General features: G+C 41.0%; 18 protein-coding genes. 9 read left to right on the forward strand and 9 right to left on the reverse strand.

Annotated elements, in window-relative coordinates; all coding sequences use genetic code 11:
• Positions 1 to 217: 217 nt before the first annotated feature.
• On the reverse strand, positions 218 to 382 hold the full coding sequence (locus HWQ38_RS05970) for a hypothetical protein (protein ID WP_292791090.1): 165 nt from the start codon (positions 380 to 382) through the stop codon (positions 218 to 220).
• Between the two features lie 423 nt (positions 383 to 805).
• Here HWQ38_RS05970 and HWQ38_RS05975 point away from each other — a divergent pair, with 423 nt between their 5' ends.
• Entirely contained in the window at positions 806 to 970 is a 165-nt protein-coding gene (locus HWQ38_RS05975; RefSeq protein ID WP_292791092.1) for a CopG family transcriptional regulator, read from the forward strand.
• Positions 971 to 1,071: 101 nt separating this feature from the next.
• Here the strand turns inward: HWQ38_RS05975 and HWQ38_RS05980 are convergent, their stop codons facing one another.
• The 3 genes from HWQ38_RS05980 to HWQ38_RS05990 all read right to left on the reverse strand — a co-directional run bounded on the left by HWQ38_RS05980 (position 1,072) and on the right by HWQ38_RS05990 (position 2,006).
• A complete protein-coding gene (locus HWQ38_RS05980; RefSeq protein WP_292791094.1) occupies positions 1,072 to 1,218 on the reverse strand; it encodes a hypothetical protein in 147 nt (48 codons plus the stop codon).
• A gap of 141 nt (positions 1,219 to 1,359) precedes the next feature.
• Positions 1,360 to 1,551, reverse strand: coding sequence for a 30S ribosomal protein S21 (gene rpsU / locus HWQ38_RS05985; RefSeq protein ID WP_069073774.1), 192 nt, complete (start codon positions 1,549 to 1,551; stop codon positions 1,360 to 1,362).
• A 122-nt stretch (positions 1,552 to 1,673) separates the two neighbouring features.
• Complete coding sequence (locus HWQ38_RS05990; RefSeq protein ID WP_292791096.1) at positions 1,674 to 2,006, reverse strand: RNA-binding protein; 333 nt, start codon at positions 2,004 to 2,006, stop codon at positions 1,674 to 1,676.
• Positions 2,007 to 2,333: 327 nt separating this feature from the next.
• Between HWQ38_RS05990 and HWQ38_RS05995 the strand changes: the two genes are divergently transcribed.
• Positions 2,334 to 3,728 carry a TldD/PmbA family protein gene (locus HWQ38_RS05995; RefSeq protein ID WP_292791097.1) on the forward strand — a complete coding sequence of 465 codons (1,395 nt, stop codon included), beginning with the start codon at positions 2,334 to 2,336 and terminating at the stop codon, positions 3,726 to 3,728.
• A 112-nt stretch (positions 3,729 to 3,840) separates the two neighbouring features.
• Here HWQ38_RS05995 and HWQ38_RS06000 read toward each other — a convergent pair whose 3' ends face one another.
• The gene (locus HWQ38_RS06000; protein ID WP_292791099.1) at positions 3,841 to 4,731 is read right to left on the reverse strand and encodes a hypothetical protein; all 891 of its coding nucleotides are present in this window, start codon (positions 4,729 to 4,731) and stop codon (positions 3,841 to 3,843) included.
• A gap of 245 nt (positions 4,732 to 4,976) precedes the next feature.
• Here HWQ38_RS06000 and HWQ38_RS06005 point away from each other — a divergent pair, with 245 nt between their 5' ends.
• The 5 genes from HWQ38_RS06005 (at position 4,977) to HWQ38_RS06025 (ending at position 9,709) form a co-directional block, all read left to right on the forward strand.
• Positions 4,977 to 5,543, forward strand: a complete 567-nt coding sequence (locus HWQ38_RS06005; RefSeq protein ID WP_334791278.1) for a pentapeptide repeat-containing protein — start codon at positions 4,977 to 4,979, stop codon at positions 5,541 to 5,543.
• 312 nt (positions 5,544 to 5,855) lie between these two features.
• Positions 5,856 to 5,993, forward strand: coding sequence for a hypothetical protein (locus HWQ38_RS06010; RefSeq protein ID WP_292791102.1), 138 nt, complete (start codon positions 5,856 to 5,858; stop codon positions 5,991 to 5,993).
• 171 nt (positions 5,994 to 6,164) lie between these two features.
• On the forward strand, positions 6,165 to 6,893 hold the full coding sequence (locus tag HWQ38_RS06015) for a hypothetical protein (protein WP_292791104.1): 729 nt from the start codon (positions 6,165 to 6,167) through the stop codon (positions 6,891 to 6,893).
• Positions 6,894 to 7,279: 386 nt separating this feature from the next.
• On the forward strand, positions 7,280 to 8,824 hold the full coding sequence (locus HWQ38_RS06020; RefSeq protein ID WP_292791141.1) for a DUF1565 domain-containing protein: 1,545 nt from the start codon (positions 7,280 to 7,282) through the stop codon (positions 8,822 to 8,824).
• A gap of 117 nt (positions 8,825 to 8,941) precedes the next feature.
• Positions 8,942 to 9,709 (forward strand): hypothetical protein, encoded by a 768-nt coding sequence (locus HWQ38_RS06025; protein WP_292791106.1) that lies wholly within the window; start codon positions 8,942 to 8,944, stop codon positions 9,707 to 9,709.
• Between the two features lie 47 nt (positions 9,710 to 9,756).
• Here HWQ38_RS06025 and HWQ38_RS06030 read toward each other — a convergent pair whose 3' ends face one another.
• A complete protein-coding gene (locus HWQ38_RS06030) occupies positions 9,757 to 11,823 on the reverse strand; it encodes a tetratricopeptide repeat protein (protein ID WP_292791108.1) in 2,067 nt (688 codons plus the stop codon).
• Between the two features lie 149 nt (positions 11,824 to 11,972).
• Positions 11,973 to 12,806: a PEP-CTERM sorting domain-containing protein gene (locus HWQ38_RS06035; RefSeq protein WP_292791110.1), complete on the reverse strand. Its 834-nt coding sequence runs from the start codon at positions 12,804 to 12,806 to the stop codon at positions 11,973 to 11,975.
• Positions 12,807 to 13,192: 386 nt separating this feature from the next.
• Here HWQ38_RS06035 and HWQ38_RS06040 point away from each other — a divergent pair, with 386 nt between their 5' ends.
• On the forward strand, positions 13,193 to 13,453 hold the full coding sequence (locus HWQ38_RS06040) for a hypothetical protein (RefSeq protein ID WP_265274552.1): 261 nt from the start codon (positions 13,193 to 13,195) through the stop codon (positions 13,451 to 13,453).
• 94 nt (positions 13,454 to 13,547) lie between these two features.
• On the opposite strand, the gene HWQ38_RS06045 is transcribed toward HWQ38_RS06040, so the two are convergent.
• Entirely contained in the window at positions 13,548 to 13,943 is a 396-nt protein-coding gene (locus HWQ38_RS06045; protein ID WP_292791114.1) for a hypothetical protein, read from the reverse strand.
• 152 nt (positions 13,944 to 14,095) lie between these two features.
• Positions 14,096 to 15,124: a 1-aminocyclopropane-1-carboxylate deaminase/D-cysteine desulfhydrase gene (locus HWQ38_RS06050; RefSeq protein WP_292791115.1), complete on the reverse strand. Its 1,029-nt coding sequence runs from the start codon at positions 15,122 to 15,124 to the stop codon at positions 14,096 to 14,098.
• Positions 15,125 to 15,342: 218 nt separating this feature from the next.
• On the opposite strand from HWQ38_RS06050, the gene HWQ38_RS06055 reads away from it, so the two are divergent.
• On the forward strand, positions 15,343 to 17,073 hold the full coding sequence (locus tag HWQ38_RS06055; RefSeq protein WP_292791116.1) for a diflavin flavoprotein: 1,731 nt from the start codon (positions 15,343 to 15,345) through the stop codon (positions 17,071 to 17,073).
• Positions 17,074 to 17,076: the final 3 nt, after the last annotated feature.

The following is a 17,076-nucleotide window of genomic DNA, read 5'->3' on the forward strand; positions in this document are numbered from 1 at the left end:
TTTAGCTAAAGTCTACTCAAGTAGACTAAAGATTTTTCAGATTATTTAGTCATCTAAAGATTGACTTTCGCTATTAGCAAGGAACTTCAGTTCCTTGCGGGACATGGCTTTTACGTTAAGTTGACACGTATGAGCATTGCTGTGCCCCTACCGCGTGGTCTATTTACCTGAAAATAGCTGTAATTTGCCAATATAAAATAAATCTCACATTTTTAGTTTATACCTTCAAACCCCTAGCGATCGCCGATATTGAACCGAGAAGCAAATAAGAAGCAGCAGTAAGCCGTTGAACAATTCTTGTTTTTTCACCTAGCGATGAATAGAAATTTTGGATAAGCAGATTGGGTAAACCATTAGGTAAAAGCAATTCTTGTCTACTCAAAAAAACCAGAGCCAAATTCCTGACTTGTCTCACTAAATTATTTTAGTTATTTAAGATACCACAAGAATTAGTGATAATACTTATTTTATTTTTACTTACTTAATATTCATTTTACATTTTATAGCGTTTTTTAATCAGCTGAGGTAAATTATAGCCCCCTCCTCGCAAGCAAGGAGGGGGTTGGGGGTGGGGTTCTTGTACCTCACAAGGGACGAGAACCACTATATTTATCATTACTGCCCTCTAAGTAGCTAAACTTCACACTTGAGAATATACCCTACCTCTTCACTCTTGCTTAGGCAAATATCATATCCTGCTTCATGATTACTTGAAGTAAATGTCATTACTTATACCATTGTAATAGCAGTTTAAAAGATTGATATTAGAGAAGTAGTTTAAAGATATCGCTTGTCTCTCTAAAACATGAATAAAAAATGGGCTGCTAAACGACTTACAATCAATCTCACATCAAGCGAGGCACAGAAGCTTGAACAATTCTGTTCAATCACGGGCAGACCAGCAACCGATGTGATTCGGGAGTTAATTCGCTCTCTTTCTCCCCAAGAGGAAAAAGCCTCCCAAACCTAGTAAATCATACTGAACAAAAACAAAACCATGATTAGCATATCTCAATTTGTGAGGGAAATATAGTGTTTTACAGTTATTAGTTATTTTGCTGCAAACAGGCGCTATAGGTGAGTCAAATCACCAGAGGAGTTTAGAGGCAGGGGTAACAGCATTCCTTCCTGCCCAAACGCCTCCATATTGGCGAACAACTCAATAGGCTGCGATCGCTGTTGGCAGTGGATGTATGCCAAATGTAGTAAAGTCAGCATAGCGATCGCCGCTTCTACTTAAGAGCTAATAATAATAGTGAGTAATAGCTTTGCCAAAATCTACCCTTTAGATTCACATACAGGAGTATAGCGATCGCCTCTTCGACAGCGGAGAATCTAATGAGATGCAATCGCTTGTTCTCAATTACGACGGAAATTTCTCTTACGTTGCTTGTGCCTTGCGACTTCTTTACGCTTGTGTTTTTCCAAAGGCGTTTCAAAGTGACGATTCTTTCTCATGTCTGGAAAAATACCTGCTTTGGAAACTTCCCTCTTAAATCGACGTAAGGCTGACTCAATTCCTTCATTCTCGCCCACAAATACTTGGGTCATTTTCATCTCCTACTTAATTGGTACTGGGCAATTTTAAGCTATCCAGTAGACCGGAGCGCAAAAAGGGCAGATAATGATTCTGCCCTTAAGACCTTAAAACTGAATTTTTTATCTTAAAGCTTTTAGTAGCGTCCTCCTCCTCCTCCTCGAGAGTATCCACCACCACTATTGCCGCGACGATCACCACCACCACCAAAGGAACCGCCTCTATCTTCCTTGGGTTTAGCCTTATTCACTTTGAGATCGCGTCCCATCCATTCAGCACCATCAAGAGCTTCAATGGCTGCTGTTTCTTCGGCTTCAGTACCCATCTCTACGAAAGCAAAGCCGCGTGGACGTCCTGTTTCACGGTCAGTAGGCAACTGAACACGTTTTACAGCACCATGTTCCGCAAAAACAGAGGTGAGGTCTTCTTGTGTGACCTCGTAGGATAGATTACCTACATAAATTGACATGCATTATCTCCAAAACCATAAGTGTGTAGAGATTTAGATTTCGGAGACAAGCTTGTTAAGACCAAAAGGGAAAAGCCTGTCAATACTAAAAACAAACACTGTAACCGAATTTTATTCTCACTTGATTATCTTAGCACATGATTCAGTTCTTACCCACCGTAAAAAAGGAAGTACTAACAGTGAGAGTGCTACGTGCCAAATTGGGTATTCTCTCCCCTACTCCCCATCCTCTAGATCAGCGATTCATGGGCAACTCCGATATTGATTAGCATAAATTTCCCAAATAATTGCAAAATAAATGCAGTTCGTCATTGTTAGTACCTGAAAATGCCGACTACACTTGCTGACGCCCAAAATTTACTTTCTGACCTGATCACGCGCTACTCAAAGCGTGTAGATTATCTGATGATTCGCCTTGAAGAAGCAGAAGGGACTGATATCTTGTTGCGTGGCGATAAGGTAGAAACACTCAGTGAAGGTATCTCCATTGGTGGACATATTCGCGCTTGTTATAAAGGTGGATGGGGGTTGAGCTGCTTTAACCAATTGGCGACAATTAAGGATCGGATTGAAGAAGCGATCGCTGCGGCGCGAATGGTTGGTGATGAAGAAACGTTACTTGCACCCATTGACCCGGTGCAAGCAATATGCATTCTCCCCTTAAAAGGCACCGACCCCCGAAAAATCTCACTCTCGAAGAAAAAACAATTGTGCGATCGCTATGCCGAATTGCTCAAAAGCGTTGATCACCGCATTACCACTACCTCGGTGCGTTACGGTGACAGCGCCCAAAAAGTGATCATTGCTACCTCAGAAGGCACTTTGATCGAGCAATCTTGGGTGGATATGGAAATGCGCTTTGCCGCCACCGCCAGAAATGGCGAAACCGTACAAACTGGACGGGAAACTACTGGCTCTCGCAAAGCTTACGAAGATTTAACTGATTTGGATGAACAGGTCAAAGGTGCAGCTCAAAGAGCGATCGCCGCTTTATCTTTGCCATCGGTGAAAGGGAATACTTATACCGTAGTCATTGACCCAATTCTCACGGGTTTATTTGTCCACGAAGCCTTCGGACATCTTTCTGAGGCCGATATGGCTTACGAAAACCCCGATTTGTTGGAAGTCATGACCATCGGCCGACGGTTTGGCCCAGAAGAACTGCAAATTTTTGATGGTGCAGCCCCAGAAGGACATCGCGGCAGCTATTTTTACGACGATGAAGGCACGCCTGCCACTACTACTCAACTAATTAAAGATGGAGTTTTAGTTGGACGTTTACATTCTCGTGAAACGGCTGGCAAATTGGAGGAAGCGCCTACGGGTAATGCACGTTGTCTCAACTATCACTTTACTCCCATTGTGCGGATGACAAATACCTGGATTCAACGGGGTAAAACGCCAGTCGAAGACTTATTTACCGATATCAAAGAAGGAGTTTATGCCCGTAATTGGTTGGGTGGGATGACGAATGGGGAAATGTTCACCTTTAGTGCTGGGGAAGCGTGGATGGTTAGGAACGGCAAAATTGCTGAACCTGTGCGGGATGTGACGCTTTCGGGAAATGTATTTCAAACTTTAGCGGATATTGAGGCACTTGGTGATGATTTTTACTGGGATGAATCTGGCGGTTGTGGTAAGGGAGGGCAAAACGGTTTGTCAGTGGGTTGTGCTGGCCCGAGTCTCCGAATTCGAGATGTAGTAGTTGGTGGGGAAACGTGAAGTACCCGCCGCTATAACCCTACTAAATCATTCGTGAGAAACAAGATCCCCGACTTCGTAAAAGTTGTCGGGTATCTGCGGGTTGCAATTACAATGACCAATGACTACTCAATCAATTTGCTAGCCAAAAAGCGACGTTACGCACATAGGTTTTGATATCTTCTAAGGCGCGTGGCTCTTTTTTCATCCCATCTCCTGGTGGCTCATCTACAAAAGTGGGACAGCCTTTGTTAATATCCCAGTTGTAATCTACTAAATGATGGAAGCTAGAATTAGCTACTGCTCGTCCTAGTATATTTCCCTGTTTATCTTGATGATGCTCGATCGCTACTACCAAATTGAAGTTACGATTTGTAACTAAACTTTTACCCAGAGCGATTACCCGTGCGTTTTCATTGCCCGGAGGCACGCCAATACCGCCTTCGTGAGGATGTGTGGGGAAAAAATCGATACTTCCTGAAGCGGAATTGGGATTTTTCAAAAGTTCGTGAATGGGTTCAACAATGGTAATTTTTTGATAATCGCCGTTAGCTCCAGAATGATAGTTGGGCCAGGAGATATAAGTTGTGTATGAGTCATCTCGGCAACAGCGAGATTCATCGGGATCGGGATTTTTGGTGTTGAAATAGTTGACATCACCAATGTCAAGTAAACCACACATTGAACAGCCCATATCTTGATGATCGCGTGTTGTCAAAATCCCGCCGCCGCGTTGCCGAAAAGCATTAATTGCAGCAATGTCTTTTTCGGTTAAACCCTTATCTACCTCTAAGCCAAATAGCCAAAGTTGATCAAAATCTGATTTGTCGAGACTACTTAAAACTGAGTCACTACCAACTGCATCTGATTCGTAATCGCGTCCGGTAACTTCAAATAAGCAGTTTCCAGCTTCGTCTTGAATCGATGCTAAATAATCTTGTAACATCGAAAAACGAAAAATGCTCCAGTCATTTTCAGTCGTAGGAATCGTAGTCTGCAAAAGAATACGAATTGGTTTTGCCATAACCTCTGCCAGACGAACACCACAATTGAGTATAGCGATCGCTTTGCACTAATAGTTAGTTAAATTTTTAAGGAGAGCAACATCCCTCCCAAGTATGAAAGCAACTCACAACTCTAGGTAGTAGCGCCAGTGATTAAGGATGGCTAATTTAGATAGAGGTGATTAGATGTTTACTCTGGTTTGATTCACTACACCAATCCCCCGTGGCGCGGGCTGGGGATTTATTGCCTGTCTGAGTAAACTGGATGAAAAATCAAACGTTCCTTAGCACAGTGACAGATATGAAAGCAGATCAACTCCTGAAAAACTATGCCGCAGGTGTCAGAGACTTTACTGGTGTCAACTTGAGCGAGGCAAACTTAAGGGAAGCCGATCTCAGTGGCGTAATTTTAGATAGAGCAATTTTAGATGGAGCTAATCTGAGTCACGCTAATTTAGCCCACGCCAGTTTGATTGAGGCAGACTTAAATGGAGCAGATTTGAGCAATGCTAACCTCAGTGGTAGCAACTTAAGTGGCGCTATTTTGGATGGAGCGATCTTGGATGGAGCCGCAATGGATGGAGCTAATTTAAATCACGCTAATTTGACGGTTGCGAAACTGATTGAAACTAACTTGAGTGACGCGGATTTGCACGAAGCCAGCTTGATAGCGGCGAATCTAGATGGAGCCGATTTGAGTGGTGCAGACTTAACTGTAGCCGACTTATCCCAGGCAAATCTCACTCAAGCAGATTTGAACCAGACAAATTTGAGTGGAGCAAATTTGGAAGGAGCCAATATAGAAGGAACAGTCCTAGATGGCAATGTGTGACATCTCCCGCCGCTAAATCACAGTACCGATTATAGCGGCGGAATATAAAGCAACGCCGTTAAATCAGTCAACATTAAGAAGTAAACTATTTACACTGAAAATAAATTTAGAGCAGTTTGTAGTTGAGTCCAATAGAGACCTAACAAGAACAGATCCTTACCTACAAGGGAAGGGGAGTAAGCCTCAAAGCCTCTCTCATTGCAGGCTACGGTGTATACACAAGTCGAAAAAAGGCGTTGCTGAATCAAAATATGAATCAGGCGATCGCGATCACAAAACGATACAATAGCATCTGTGTTACTGTTGTTACAAATGATGCTTAAATTAAGTATTCTGTCACTCGGATTGGGATTTGCCGCTCATTGGTTTGCAGTTGCGTTTGATATTAATGCTAGAACTATTCCCTATCTTGAAGAAATAATGAACACTGCGATCGCAGTCAGCCTATAGATTAATGTTTTAAGTATTGATAGAACTTTATTTAAAAGAAATTTAGGATTAATTATCAAGGTTTTAGTTCTCGGAGTCCCAATAAAAATTGTCTTACCTGGTTTGATTCTGACTCTTCTTTCACCCCGTGTTGCCCCTGTCGCCTACTTATGTGCGTCAGTAATTGCTCAAATGGACCCAATTGCCGCAGCTAAATCTCTTGATAAGAGCAAGATTAGCAAAAAGTCGGAGACTATTTTGAGGGCTTGGACTAGCTTTGATGACCCAATTAGTATACTATTTGCCTTTTACATTTTTTTACCACTGCTAGTCTCAAATAATTTCAGTTTTAGTCAATATTTTGTGCGGATTGCTGCTGATATTGTTGGCTGTCTTACAGTTTATTACTGTAGCAAGTGGTTAAATACAATAGATCCCGATATCAAAAAAAATTTAGAAATAATTTTTATAGTAATAATTATTGTTTACAGCGTTTTATCTGATTCATTTATTTTGTCTGCATTTGCAGGTCTCTTTTTGAGACCAATTGCATCAGAAAAACTAGAAATAATCATTTCTCCTATTTTTTATTTTAGTGTAATTGTTATTGGTTTATTGTCTACCAACCGAAGCTTTGATTGGCTCTCTGGCGGAATTCTGGCATTTTCGACATTTTTCTTAGGACAAGTTATTGTCACTTTCTTATTTTTAAAAGAATCTATGGCAAACAAGGCAAGAGTTATGTTTGGTCATCAAAATGGGATGACGGCAATTCTGCTAACTGTTGCTATTGAAGTATCTGGCTCAGAAAAAACAAGAGATTTGTTGTCGGTTACATTACCTGCAATTATCTTAATTGCTTTATTTTACTTTATGAGTAATTATCTTTTAGACCGAAATTTCCCACACACCCAAACTTAGTGATTTGGTTAGACTCAGATGAACTGCAACTGTCCAGGAAAATATCACCATACCATTTACTGATGAGAGCCTAGCTTCCAGTTTTTGGTGATTACTTTTGGCACTAGCAAGAGAATCGGTGTGTGGCTAAGATAGCGCCCTGAAAAAGATATTTGGATAGCGATCGCCTTCAAAACTCGGAACTTCAAGCTTGGAACTCGGAACGCCGAGATTATAACTTGGAATGTTGCCTGAGAGTCTCTAACTTGTGTGTACAGATGATCCGCTTGCAACAAAAAGTAACGTGTATATATTTTCTACACACAAAGATAGTACTGTGAAAAAGTTTGCTAGAAGTAGTTTTATTTATGATTGTCATAATTAAAAAAATTGACTCTCAACTATCAATGGTGAACTCTACCCTCGTTGTCAGACTCTATGTCAACCCTATGACAGGGAATGATACTAATACTGGTTCACGGTTGAGTCCGTTTAAAAGCCTCAGCCGTGCCTTAAAAGCAATCAAAATCCGCACGATAATTCATCTGGAATCCGGGATTTACAGCGCCGCTAGTGGTGAGGTGTTTCCACTGCTCATCCCTGGAGGGGCAACAGTGGTGGGTAACGAAGCTAATAAAGGTGCAGGGATTGTAATTTTCGGGAGTGGCCAGTATCAAAGTCCCAGCTTTTATATGCAAAATATTACGCTGCTCTTGGTAGATAATGCCAGTCTTTTAGGTGTAACTGTGACTAATCCCTCAGCCAAAGGTACTGGTATCTGGATTGAATCGGCTGCACCTACTTTAGCTAACAATACTTTGAGCAACTGTGGGCGGGAAGGTGTGTTTACCACTGGTACTGCCAAACCCGCAATTTTAGATAACATATTTGTGCAAAATACTGCTAGCGGGTTATTTATGGCACGTTATAGCCAAGGAGAAGTACTGCGGAATCTATTTCAAAGAAACCCGTTAGGCATCGCAATTAGTGACTTTGCCGCTCCGGCGATCGCCAATAACAAATTATCAGAAAATGGCACAGCGATCGCACTTTCTCGCAACGCCCAACCTGTGCTGCGTCAAAATCTGATTGCTAAAAATACCCAAGGTGGCCTATTAGTCAATGGGAATGCAATCCCCGATTTAGGTAATACCCAACATCCCGGTAATAATATTTTTCGTGATCATAGTGAATTCGATTTATACAATGCCACTACAGAAAAGCTGGTTTCCGTAGGTAATCAATTAAATCCTGCTCTAGTCAAGGGCTTGGTCGAATTGATCCCAAGCAATCGAGTAGCGGTTAGCACCAGTTTCTCTAACGCCCCAACAGAATCCCGCTCTCAAAAACTCCCGGCGTCTCTCCAACTAGATGGACATTGGGCAGAACCATTCATTCAGGCATTAGTGAGCATGGATTTAACTCAGGGTTTTGCTGATGGTAGCTACCAGCCAGATAAACCGATGACTCGCGCCCAGTATGCGGCTTTGGTAGCGATCGCCTTTAACCCACTTCCCAAAGTTCCACCACCTGATTTTACAGACGTACCCAAAGATTTTTGGGCTTATAGGGCGATCAAAATTGCGGCTAGCGCTGGCTTTGTTGGCGGATTTAGCGATCGCACTTTCCGTTCCGATCAAAATGTCCAACGGCTACAGGTGATTGTCTCCCTAGTAAACGGACTGGGACTACCAGCTGCTGATCACGGTGTTTTAAAAGTATATAGTGATCGTCATTGGATTCCCGACTATGCCCGGATAGCTGTTGCCACTGCTACACAACATGGAATAGTTGTCAACTATCCAGATCCGAAAGTGCTTGCACCTTCACGTTCGGTAACACGCGCCGAAGTTGCAGCGATGGTTTATCAGGCGTTAGTTGCCATTGGGCGAACACCTGCGATTAAATCAGTCTATGTAGGGTTGCATTCTAGAAGTTCACAAGTAGAATAGGAAACACTGCCTCTCGGCTTAATAACTCGTGAAAAAAAACCATGTAGTTAAAAGCACGCTAGGCTAATATGCGATGGGTGACAAATCTGAGACCTATTGCCTAGAGATAATAGCCCCATGTTAAGAACACTTCCAGATACATCTGCCAACTTAGCGATCGCCTTATTAATTAACTATAGTTTCGATCTCAGTGGGTATAGTGCCAATGAGCTAGTTGAGCGTTGGCAAACGCAATATCCCCTTAATTGGCTACACCTGGCAGTGATTGAGGCACTATATCAAGGTCGTTATAAAGGCGTTTCCGTGCAGCAAATCTTACTATTTTGGCAGCGCCGGGATCAGGCTACATATCATTTCAACATGGAATTTGAACGGATGATTTGTAGCAAATTTCCCCAAAGCTTAACCTCATTGGCTGCACCAGCCCTACCGCCAGCCCAGAAAAACCCGACTCCAGAAAAAGTCACGAGTCCGCAATTACCACCAGCTAAGATTCACAACGGCTATCAACAGACTAATACTGCAACTCTACAACTGAAAAGTTCCGAACCAAAGACATCTTTGAGTGAAGAAGAGGGGAAGCAGGAAGATAGAGATGATCAAACCGTTTTGAAGTCTCCGCTTTCTGGGAAATTTGCCTCTTCGTCAACCCTTCAGCTATCATCTGCTGTCAGCCAAAGGCAAACTTCACAATCAAGTCCCCCGCCCTCTGCATCACCATTGCATCATAAACGGGCAAAGCTGCTTCCACCTGCTGCTATTCATGCGCCAATCGGACAATTTACTCCAGAAAAAAGTGATCGCTCTGAGTCTTTTACATCTAAACTCAAAGCGATGTCTGGTGAACAGAATCCAATTGTGGGGAATGGAGAGAGACGCGATTAATCGCGTCTGTACTGGGTAATGGGGGAGTAATGAATGTTTTTAGGTCTTTACTCTGCAACTAACTCCTTAAAGCGCTGATCATCGGCAATATCATCAAAATCTAGGTCAGTTGCTGCGTCTTCTTTATACCTGGGATTAAGTTCAATTGCTTGTTGTAGAGTTAGCAGAGATAGTTCAACTTGTCTTTGCAGTGCGTAACACGCTGCTTTGTTATAATAGGCACTGGCATAATCTGACTTAATTTCTAAGGCTTTGTTAAAACTAGCGATCGCTTCATCATCGCGTCCCAATCTTACCAAAGTATAACCGCGTTTATCCCAGATTTTGGGAGAATTGGGTTGGAATTCCAGGGCTTTCTCTAAGGAAACCATTGCCTCTTCGTATTGTTCTAATGCTACTAAAGAAAGACTGCGATTCAACCAAGCAACAGGATCATCAGGTTTGATTTGTATAGCTTTGTCAAATGAGGCAAAGGCTTGCTGATGTTGTTGTAAATTTCCGAAAGCAACGCCGCGATCGCACCAAGCTTGATGATAATCTGGTTGAATCGCAATCGCTCGATCATAGGATGCGATCGCCTCTTTGTAGCGTTTTAACCTTCCGAGAGTTAGACCGCGTTTTAACCAAGCCACAGGTTGATCAGGTTGGATTTTAACCGCTTGGTTGTAAGCTGCGATCGCATCTTCATAGCGCTTTTCAGAAAACAGTCCATCTGCCTGTTTTACATATTCATCAGCAGTGAGTTCTGGTTGTTGCGGCTGTTCTTGTATTTCTTCCTCAACTTCAGAATTTACAATCTCTCGGATGGATTCAGGTGTAATTTCAGTTAGTTCTTGAAGGATCAGATCCTTTCTTTCTTGGGCATCCAATTGTAATTCAGATTGAGAGACAAACTCAGTTTCTAATCTTTCTAACTTCTCCAAAATCAGAATTTTTTGTTGTTGAGCATTCAATTGTAATTCGGAGAATTGCGAAGTAAACTCAGAACCAGATTTTTCTAAATTCTCAATGATTAACTCTTTGCACTTTTGAGCATCTATTTGTAATTCTGATAGTTGTTCAGTAAACTCTGACTCCAATGTTGCTAAACTCTCAACAATTTTATTTTTTTGTTCCTGAGCATCTATCTGTAATTCCGATAATTGAGACTTCAGTTGATTATCTAATTTTTCTAAACTTTCAAATGTAATCTCTTTTTTATTTTGAGCATCTAGCTGTAATTCCGATAAGTTTTCAGCAAATTTGGACTGCAATTTTGTTAAATTTTCAAGAGCTATATCCTTTTGCTTTTGAGCATCAGACTGCCATCCCGAAAGTTGAGATGTGAACTCAGACCTTGATACTTCTAAATCAAAAACGGCTAGTTCTTGCTGTTGTTGCACACCTAACTTTAACTTAGACAGTTCCTCTGCCATCACAGATGCTAATTTTCCTAGATTTTCCAGTGCTATATCTCTTTGTTGTTGAGCATCAAACTCTAACTTAGATAGCCCGGAAGCAAATTTTGACTCTAAAATTTCTATATTTTCTTGAGATTTTTTGAGTTCAGTTTCTAATCTACTTAATACCTGTGCTTTAGCTAAAGCTAGCTCAGATGTAATAATAGATATATTTTCTTCTTCACTTTTAATTTTTTGCTGTAAAGCAGCTGTTTCTTGTTCTAATTCATAATTTATTTTTTTAGCTGATTGAATAACATTTTCAGCCTCTTCTTTAACGGTGGTTAGCTGATTTTGTAATTTTTCCATTCCCTGTAATTGTTGCATTGCTCTCTCAACAATTTCACGGATTATCACCCGTCGCAAGAGCCAAAATAAAGCAATGATTGCGACTGGAAATAGGCTTAATATAACTAGCCAGACATTGAGTAAGATAGTTGTACGGCTAAAAGCGCTATTAAAATCAGATTGGACTTGCTGTTGAATTCGCTTTTCGGTTCGTAGTCGTGCTAATTCTTCCCGTTCCTGATTCGATAAGACTGGAGTAAGAGTTACTGCTGGGGAAGGTGATGGTGCAGATTGACCAGTGGCAATTCCAACGGATAAAAGTAAGGGTAAAAAGACAATAGCACTTTTTACAATTAAAGCGAAAACAGCTTGATTTTTACTTTTCATAACAACCATCTCAGTCTGTTGGTCAGTTTTTGAAGCTGTGTGCCTCTCTCCAATCTATAACAAAATTAACTAGTTAAAAACAGTAAAGGGTAGGCAATATGCCTACCCTACAAATAAATTAATTTAGAACACAATCATTATTGAGCGTTTTATTGTTTGCGCTTCAGGACTGAACTAGCCCCAAAAGTACCCAATACCAATAAACCTAATATAGAAGCGGGTTCTGGAACGCTTTGGCTAGAAGCCGTGTATTTGATATCGCCAATACCGATACCGTGGTCATCTGGATTTCTAGTGCCGATATCATCGCCATCGGTAAAGACCAACTCGAAACGGTCAATAGCACTAGCAAACTTCACTAGCACAGTACCGTAATCTCCGTTAGTAGCATCTGAATCAAATCCTATACCATCAATAGTGTAAGCATCGACTTGCTGGATAGTATTTTTTTGAGTCAAAAACGGACTAAAAATGGGGTTAACAACCTGATTTCCCAAAAATCCCTTCAAAATTACCCTATCTTGCCAAGTTTTATTATTGCTGATATCAACATCAAACAGCTTGAAGGTGACATCTGTGAGGGGACTACTAAAATCTTTGAAGCTAGTCGTCATAGTCAGCGAGTTAGCCCCCTTTGTCAGACCAACTGCTGAAGCGTCAATTTGTAGATGCAGACTTTTGTCGTTTGCATCCTGACTACCATTGAGAGTGCTGTTAATGGCGGGAGTCAACCCACTACCACCAAAACTAGCGAACTTAATGTCCGAACCAAGGTCAAATTTCAGGTCAACTGTTCCTGCACCAGCTTGAAAAGTCCGAACTTGACCTGATTGTGGGGGAGTCCATCCACTGGCGAGTTGATCCCAGTCTATCAAGGTTTGAGTGTTCCCTATATTAGATGCCTTCGCTGTTGTTGGCATCAGGACAGTTCCTGTTAAGGCTACAACACATCCTAGTTTAAATAAAAAACCTTTTTTCAACATATCTTTGAATCCGTGTGGGATGCTCACTCTGTTAATGCAAGTTCATCGTGTCACATCTCTTAACTAAGTGGCTACTCATTTACAATATCTTATTTTTTACAGTGAATATACTTAGATTAAATTTCTAGTGATAGTTAAAAAACTTTTTTGGACTAAAACTGCCTTAGTAAATAGGCTTTTAGGCTTCAGGAATTTGCTTTAAGTTAGATGAAATTGAGACTTTGGTAGTGAAAAGTACAAATGAATGTAAAGAATATATCAGCACTGGTTGAGCGCAGATACTTTTTATAGTGGGGTGGGCATCTTGCAATCTTTAAACTAACATCAGATTATGTATGGTAAGCAAATTATTTCTCCTAAAATTTACTTAACAAAGGCGGTAGAAAATGGGTCGCTTAAATCCTTATACATTGCAATTGCAGATTACCCGAATGTTTGAGCAAGGGCAATCATTTTTTGCCACAACCAAAGTACAGGAATGGTTAAAAGAACACAAACACAATCCAGAAGATTATGACATTATTTTCCATAAAAAACCCGCACCTCCTGGTTCAAAAGAAGTGATGGTAGTAGAAATTGAATTACGCCGCAAAGATGGACAACCTGTAGATCCTTGGTTGCAGGAACAAGCAAATCTCCATGCCTGATTTTAGCAACTAGCAATTTTCAATTTAAATTCATATTATCTTAACAGAATTTCCCAAAGTATAGCGTTCCCAATTGCGGAACGCTCTTTGTTATCTAGATATTCTCTGTGTGATTGCCCATATCAAAAACATTAAATTCAATCCCGTCTAACTTCAGCCTCAAAGCCTCTAATAAGAGATTTACCCTTTCTTCAATAAAAATAGTTAGGGCGTGTTCAGGAAGTGCATCGGCTCTTGACCATTCAAGAATAATTGTAGCTATAAGATGAGAGTGTAGGACTGTCTCTAAACCAGGCTGGTCATATTCTTTGAGATAATCTAATGGATTTTTATCACTAATTTTCAAATTAGTTATTTGAGAGAGATAGGCAATATTCATCAAGCTGTCAGATTCTATTTGAGTAGCAATGCCACTCTGTTTAATAAAGTTAACTGGAAATATATGGTGCAAGTTGGGCTTATCTGTGAACAAGTAATAAACATCAGACAAAATATATTATCATCTGGCTTAATCCGATTAGTGTATGTAAACATTGAATTAACCTTACCTAATTTTGAGTAAATATCAAGATTGGTGTGTGAATTTAACTTTTTTTAGTAAAATTCCATACAAAGCTAACTGATATTTAATTAAGTGGCAACTCAGATTTTAGTAAACTTCTGCAACCTTTGTTCCATCCCAACGTTGCCCTGTAAACCTCCTGTGTGTACTAGTAGCAATGAATCGCCTTTACAAAAAAATCCTTGCTTTAGTAAATCCATCACTCCGTAAAACATTTTAGCGGTATATACGTAATCCAGGGGTACGCCGTGTTCCTCCCTGAACTGCTGGCTAAACTGTAGCAACTCGTCGTTCACCTTTGCATAGCCGCCAAAGTGGTAATCACACACTAATTCCCAGTCAGCCGCAGAGGTATATGGCGAGGTTAAACCAGATGCGAGGTAATTTGTCAACAAACTTTCGATTTCTTGTGCCAGAAAAGCCCCATTTTTCAATACTGGAAAAGCGATCGCTCTTTGCTTATGATCTAACGAAAGCGCAATACCAGCCAGTGTAGTAGCTGTACCGCTGGCTACGCATATATGATCAAATGCGTAGGCGTAGCCAGCCGTAGGTCTTACCCTGAGCCTGTCGTTCGCGCAGCGCGATGCCCTGAGCTTGCCGAAGGGTCTCGTAGAGAAGGGCATCGCATCACCAACTATCTCTGTGCAACCGCGCACACCATTTAAATTACTCCCACCTTCAGGAATGATAAACACCTCACCGAAGCGTTGTTGCAGATATTCCTGTAGCGCTGGTGTGTTGCGCTGTCGATACGTCTCGCGGTTCAAGTACACAAGCTGCATACCCTGTTGTACAGCGAAACTCAGCGTTGGGTTGAGTGGTAGCCTCTGTTCCCCACGAATTACACCAATGGTGCGAAAACCGAAAAGATTACCAGCCGCCGCAGTTGCATAGATGTGATTGGAATAAGCGCCGCCAAAAGTCAGCAGTGTCGTGAAATTTTTCTCCTCGGCCTCCAAAAGATTGTATTTCAGCTTGAACCACTTGTTGCCGTTAACCCACGGGTGCATGAGATCGAGGCGTAGCACATACAGATTAACACCAGCGTCACGGGTGATTTCGCTGTTGATTTGTTGTAGAGGAGGAGGAAAAAAGATTAACGACATGTGTCAACATTGTAACTTAGAATTTATATTCTCTCACATTCATTGTTGAACATAAAAATAATGATAAACATTGAGTAATTCAATGGTAAGTCCATCAAATGAAGAATAAATCTTTCTGATGATTACCTTTAGAAATTGGCATTTTACTAATTGAGTATTTCAGGTAAATATAAGAAACATAACACTCGCTCCAGATAATATCTTTTTGGAGAAAATAAATGGTCGCACTCACACAGCTTACTCAAGTTATTCCCAATCCAGGGCGTTTGACGATTCAAACTGTTGAAATTGCTCCTCAAACGACTGCTATCCGTTGTCTCGACTGGGATAGAGAACGTTTTGATATCGAGTTTGGTTTACGGAATGGGACGACTTATAATTCTTTCTTAATTCAGGGAGAAAAAGTTGCCTTAGTTGACACATCTCACCGCAAGTTTGAGCAGCTATATCTTGAGATACTGCAGGGGTTAATTGATCCGACTAAAATAGATTACTTGATTATTAGCCACACAGAACCCGATCACAGTGGCTTAGTGAAAAATATTTTAGAATTAGCTCCCGCCATTACTGTTATCGGTGCTAAAGTAGCGATTCAATTTTTAGAAAATATGGTTCACCAGCCTTTTAAATCAATGCAGGTGAAAAGTGGAGAGCTATTAGATTTAGGCAACGGACACAAATTAGAATTTATCTCTGCGCCTAACTTACACTGGCCTGACACAATCTTGACTTATGACCACAAAACTTCCACTCTCTATACCTGTGATGTATTTGGGATGCACTACTGCGATGACCATACCTATGATGAAAATATTAGCTCAATAGAGGAGGATTTTAAATATTACTATGATTGTCTCATGGGGCCTAATGCCCGGTCTGTTTTGACAGCTTTAAAACGAATTGAAAATTTAGAAATAGTCACAGTTGCTACAGGACATGGCCCTTTATTACAACACTATATTTCTGAATGGCTCGGACGGTATCAAAACTGGAGTTTAGAACAAGCAAAAACAGAGACATTAGTGGCTCTATTTTATGTTGAAGATTACGGGTATAGTGAGCATTTAGTCCGTAGCATAGCACATGGATGTGCGAAAACAGGCGTGGCAGTAGAATTAGTAGCTCTCAATAGTGTCGAGCCTCAAGAAGTTCGAGAATTAGTTGCACAAGCTTCTGGTTTAGTAATTGCAATGCCAGCCCAATCTTCGGTGATGGCTCAAGCTGCTCTAAGTACGATTTTAGCTGCTGTTCACAAAAAACAGGCAATTGGTTTATTAGAGTCAGGAGGCGGAGAAGATGAACCTGTTTACCCCTTACGTAATAAATTTCAAGCATTAGGATTAACTGAAGGTTTTCCCCCTATATTAGTCAAGGAAATTCCTACTCAAGCAACGGAACAACTTTGTGATGAAGCCGGGATAGATATGGGTCAATGGTTGACACGCGATCGCACCATTAAACAGATTAAATCTATCAATACCGAGCTAGAAAAAGCTTTAGGACGTATTAGCACGGGATTGTATATTATCACCGCCAAAAAAGGAGAAATTCAGAGTGCAATGCTGGCTTCATGGGTGACACAAGCGAGTCTTGAGCCTTTAGGAGTAGCGATCGCAGTATCCAAAGATCGGGCAATTGAATCCTTGATGCACGTTAGCGATCGCTTTGTTTTAAACGTTTTAGAAGAAGGCAAATATCAAGGATTAATGAAACATTTCCTGAAGCGTTTTGCTCCTGGTGCAGATCGCTTTGCTGGAGTGAAAACATATCCAGCCACCAATGAATCGCCCGTTTTAGCTGAAGCTTTAGCTTACATGGAATGTGAAATTACTAGCCGCATGGATTGTGGAGATCATTGGGTAATTTATAGCACAGTCCAAACTGGAAGAGTTGCCAAGCTAAATGCACTTACCGCCGCCCATCACCGCAAAATTGGCAATCATTACTAAATT

It is taken from the genome of Nostoc sp. NMS7 (assembly GCF_017115085.1).
Lineage (GTDB): Bacteria > Cyanobacteriota > Cyanobacteriia > Cyanobacteriales > Nostocaceae > Nostoc.

Bases quoted from the DNA above. Each gene is read 5' to 3' on its own strand.
- HWQ38_RS06050 (WP_292791115.1), bottom strand. From the start codon at position 15,124: ATGTCGTTAATCTTTTTTCCTCCTCCTCTACAACAAATCAACAGCGAA.
- HWQ38_RS06020 (WP_292791141.1), top strand. From the start codon at position 7,280: ATGGTGAACTCTACCCTCGTTGTCAGACTCTATGTCAACCCTATGACA.
- HWQ38_RS06015 (WP_292791104.1), top strand. From the start codon at position 6,165: ATGGACCCAATTGCCGCAGCTAAATCTCTTGATAAGAGCAAGATTAGC.
- HWQ38_RS06035 (WP_292791110.1), bottom strand. From the start codon at position 12,806: ATGTTGAAAAAAGGTTTTTTATTTAAACTAGGATGTGTTGTAGCCTTA.
- HWQ38_RS05975 (WP_292791092.1), top strand. From the start codon at position 806: ATGAATAAAAAATGGGCTGCTAAACGACTTACAATCAATCTCACATCA.
- HWQ38_RS05995 (WP_292791097.1), top strand. From the start codon at position 2,334: ATGCCGACTACACTTGCTGACGCCCAAAATTTACTTTCTGACCTGATC.
- HWQ38_RS06030 (WP_292791108.1), bottom strand. From the start codon at position 11,823: ATGAAAAGTAAAAATCAAGCTGTTTTCGCTTTAATTGTAAAAAGTGCT.
- HWQ38_RS06055 (WP_292791116.1), top strand. From the start codon at position 15,343: ATGGTCGCACTCACACAGCTTACTCAAGTTATTCCCAATCCAGGGCGT.
- HWQ38_RS05980 (WP_292791094.1), bottom strand. From the start codon at position 1,218: ATGCTGACTTTACTACATTTGGCATACATCCACTGCCAACAGCGATCG.
- rpsU (WP_069073774.1), bottom strand. From the start codon at position 1,551: ATGACCCAAGTATTTGTGGGCGAGAATGAAGGAATTGAGTCAGCCTTA.
- HWQ38_RS06040 (WP_265274552.1), top strand. From the start codon at position 13,193: ATGGGTCGCTTAAATCCTTATACATTGCAATTGCAGATTACCCGAATG.
- HWQ38_RS06025 (WP_292791106.1), top strand. From the start codon at position 8,942: ATGTTAAGAACACTTCCAGATACATCTGCCAACTTAGCGATCGCCTTA.
- HWQ38_RS06000 (WP_292791099.1), bottom strand. From the start codon at position 4,731: ATGGCAAAACCAATTCGTATTCTTTTGCAGACTACGATTCCTACGACT.
- HWQ38_RS06005 (WP_334791278.1), top strand. From the start codon at position 4,977: ATGAAAAATCAAACGTTCCTTAGCACAGTGACAGATATGAAAGCAGAT.
- HWQ38_RS05990 (WP_292791096.1), bottom strand. From the start codon at position 2,006: ATGTCAATTTATGTAGGTAATCTATCCTACGAGGTCACACAAGAAGAC.
- HWQ38_RS06010 (WP_292791102.1), top strand. From the start codon at position 5,856: ATGATGCTTAAATTAAGTATTCTGTCACTCGGATTGGGATTTGCCGCT.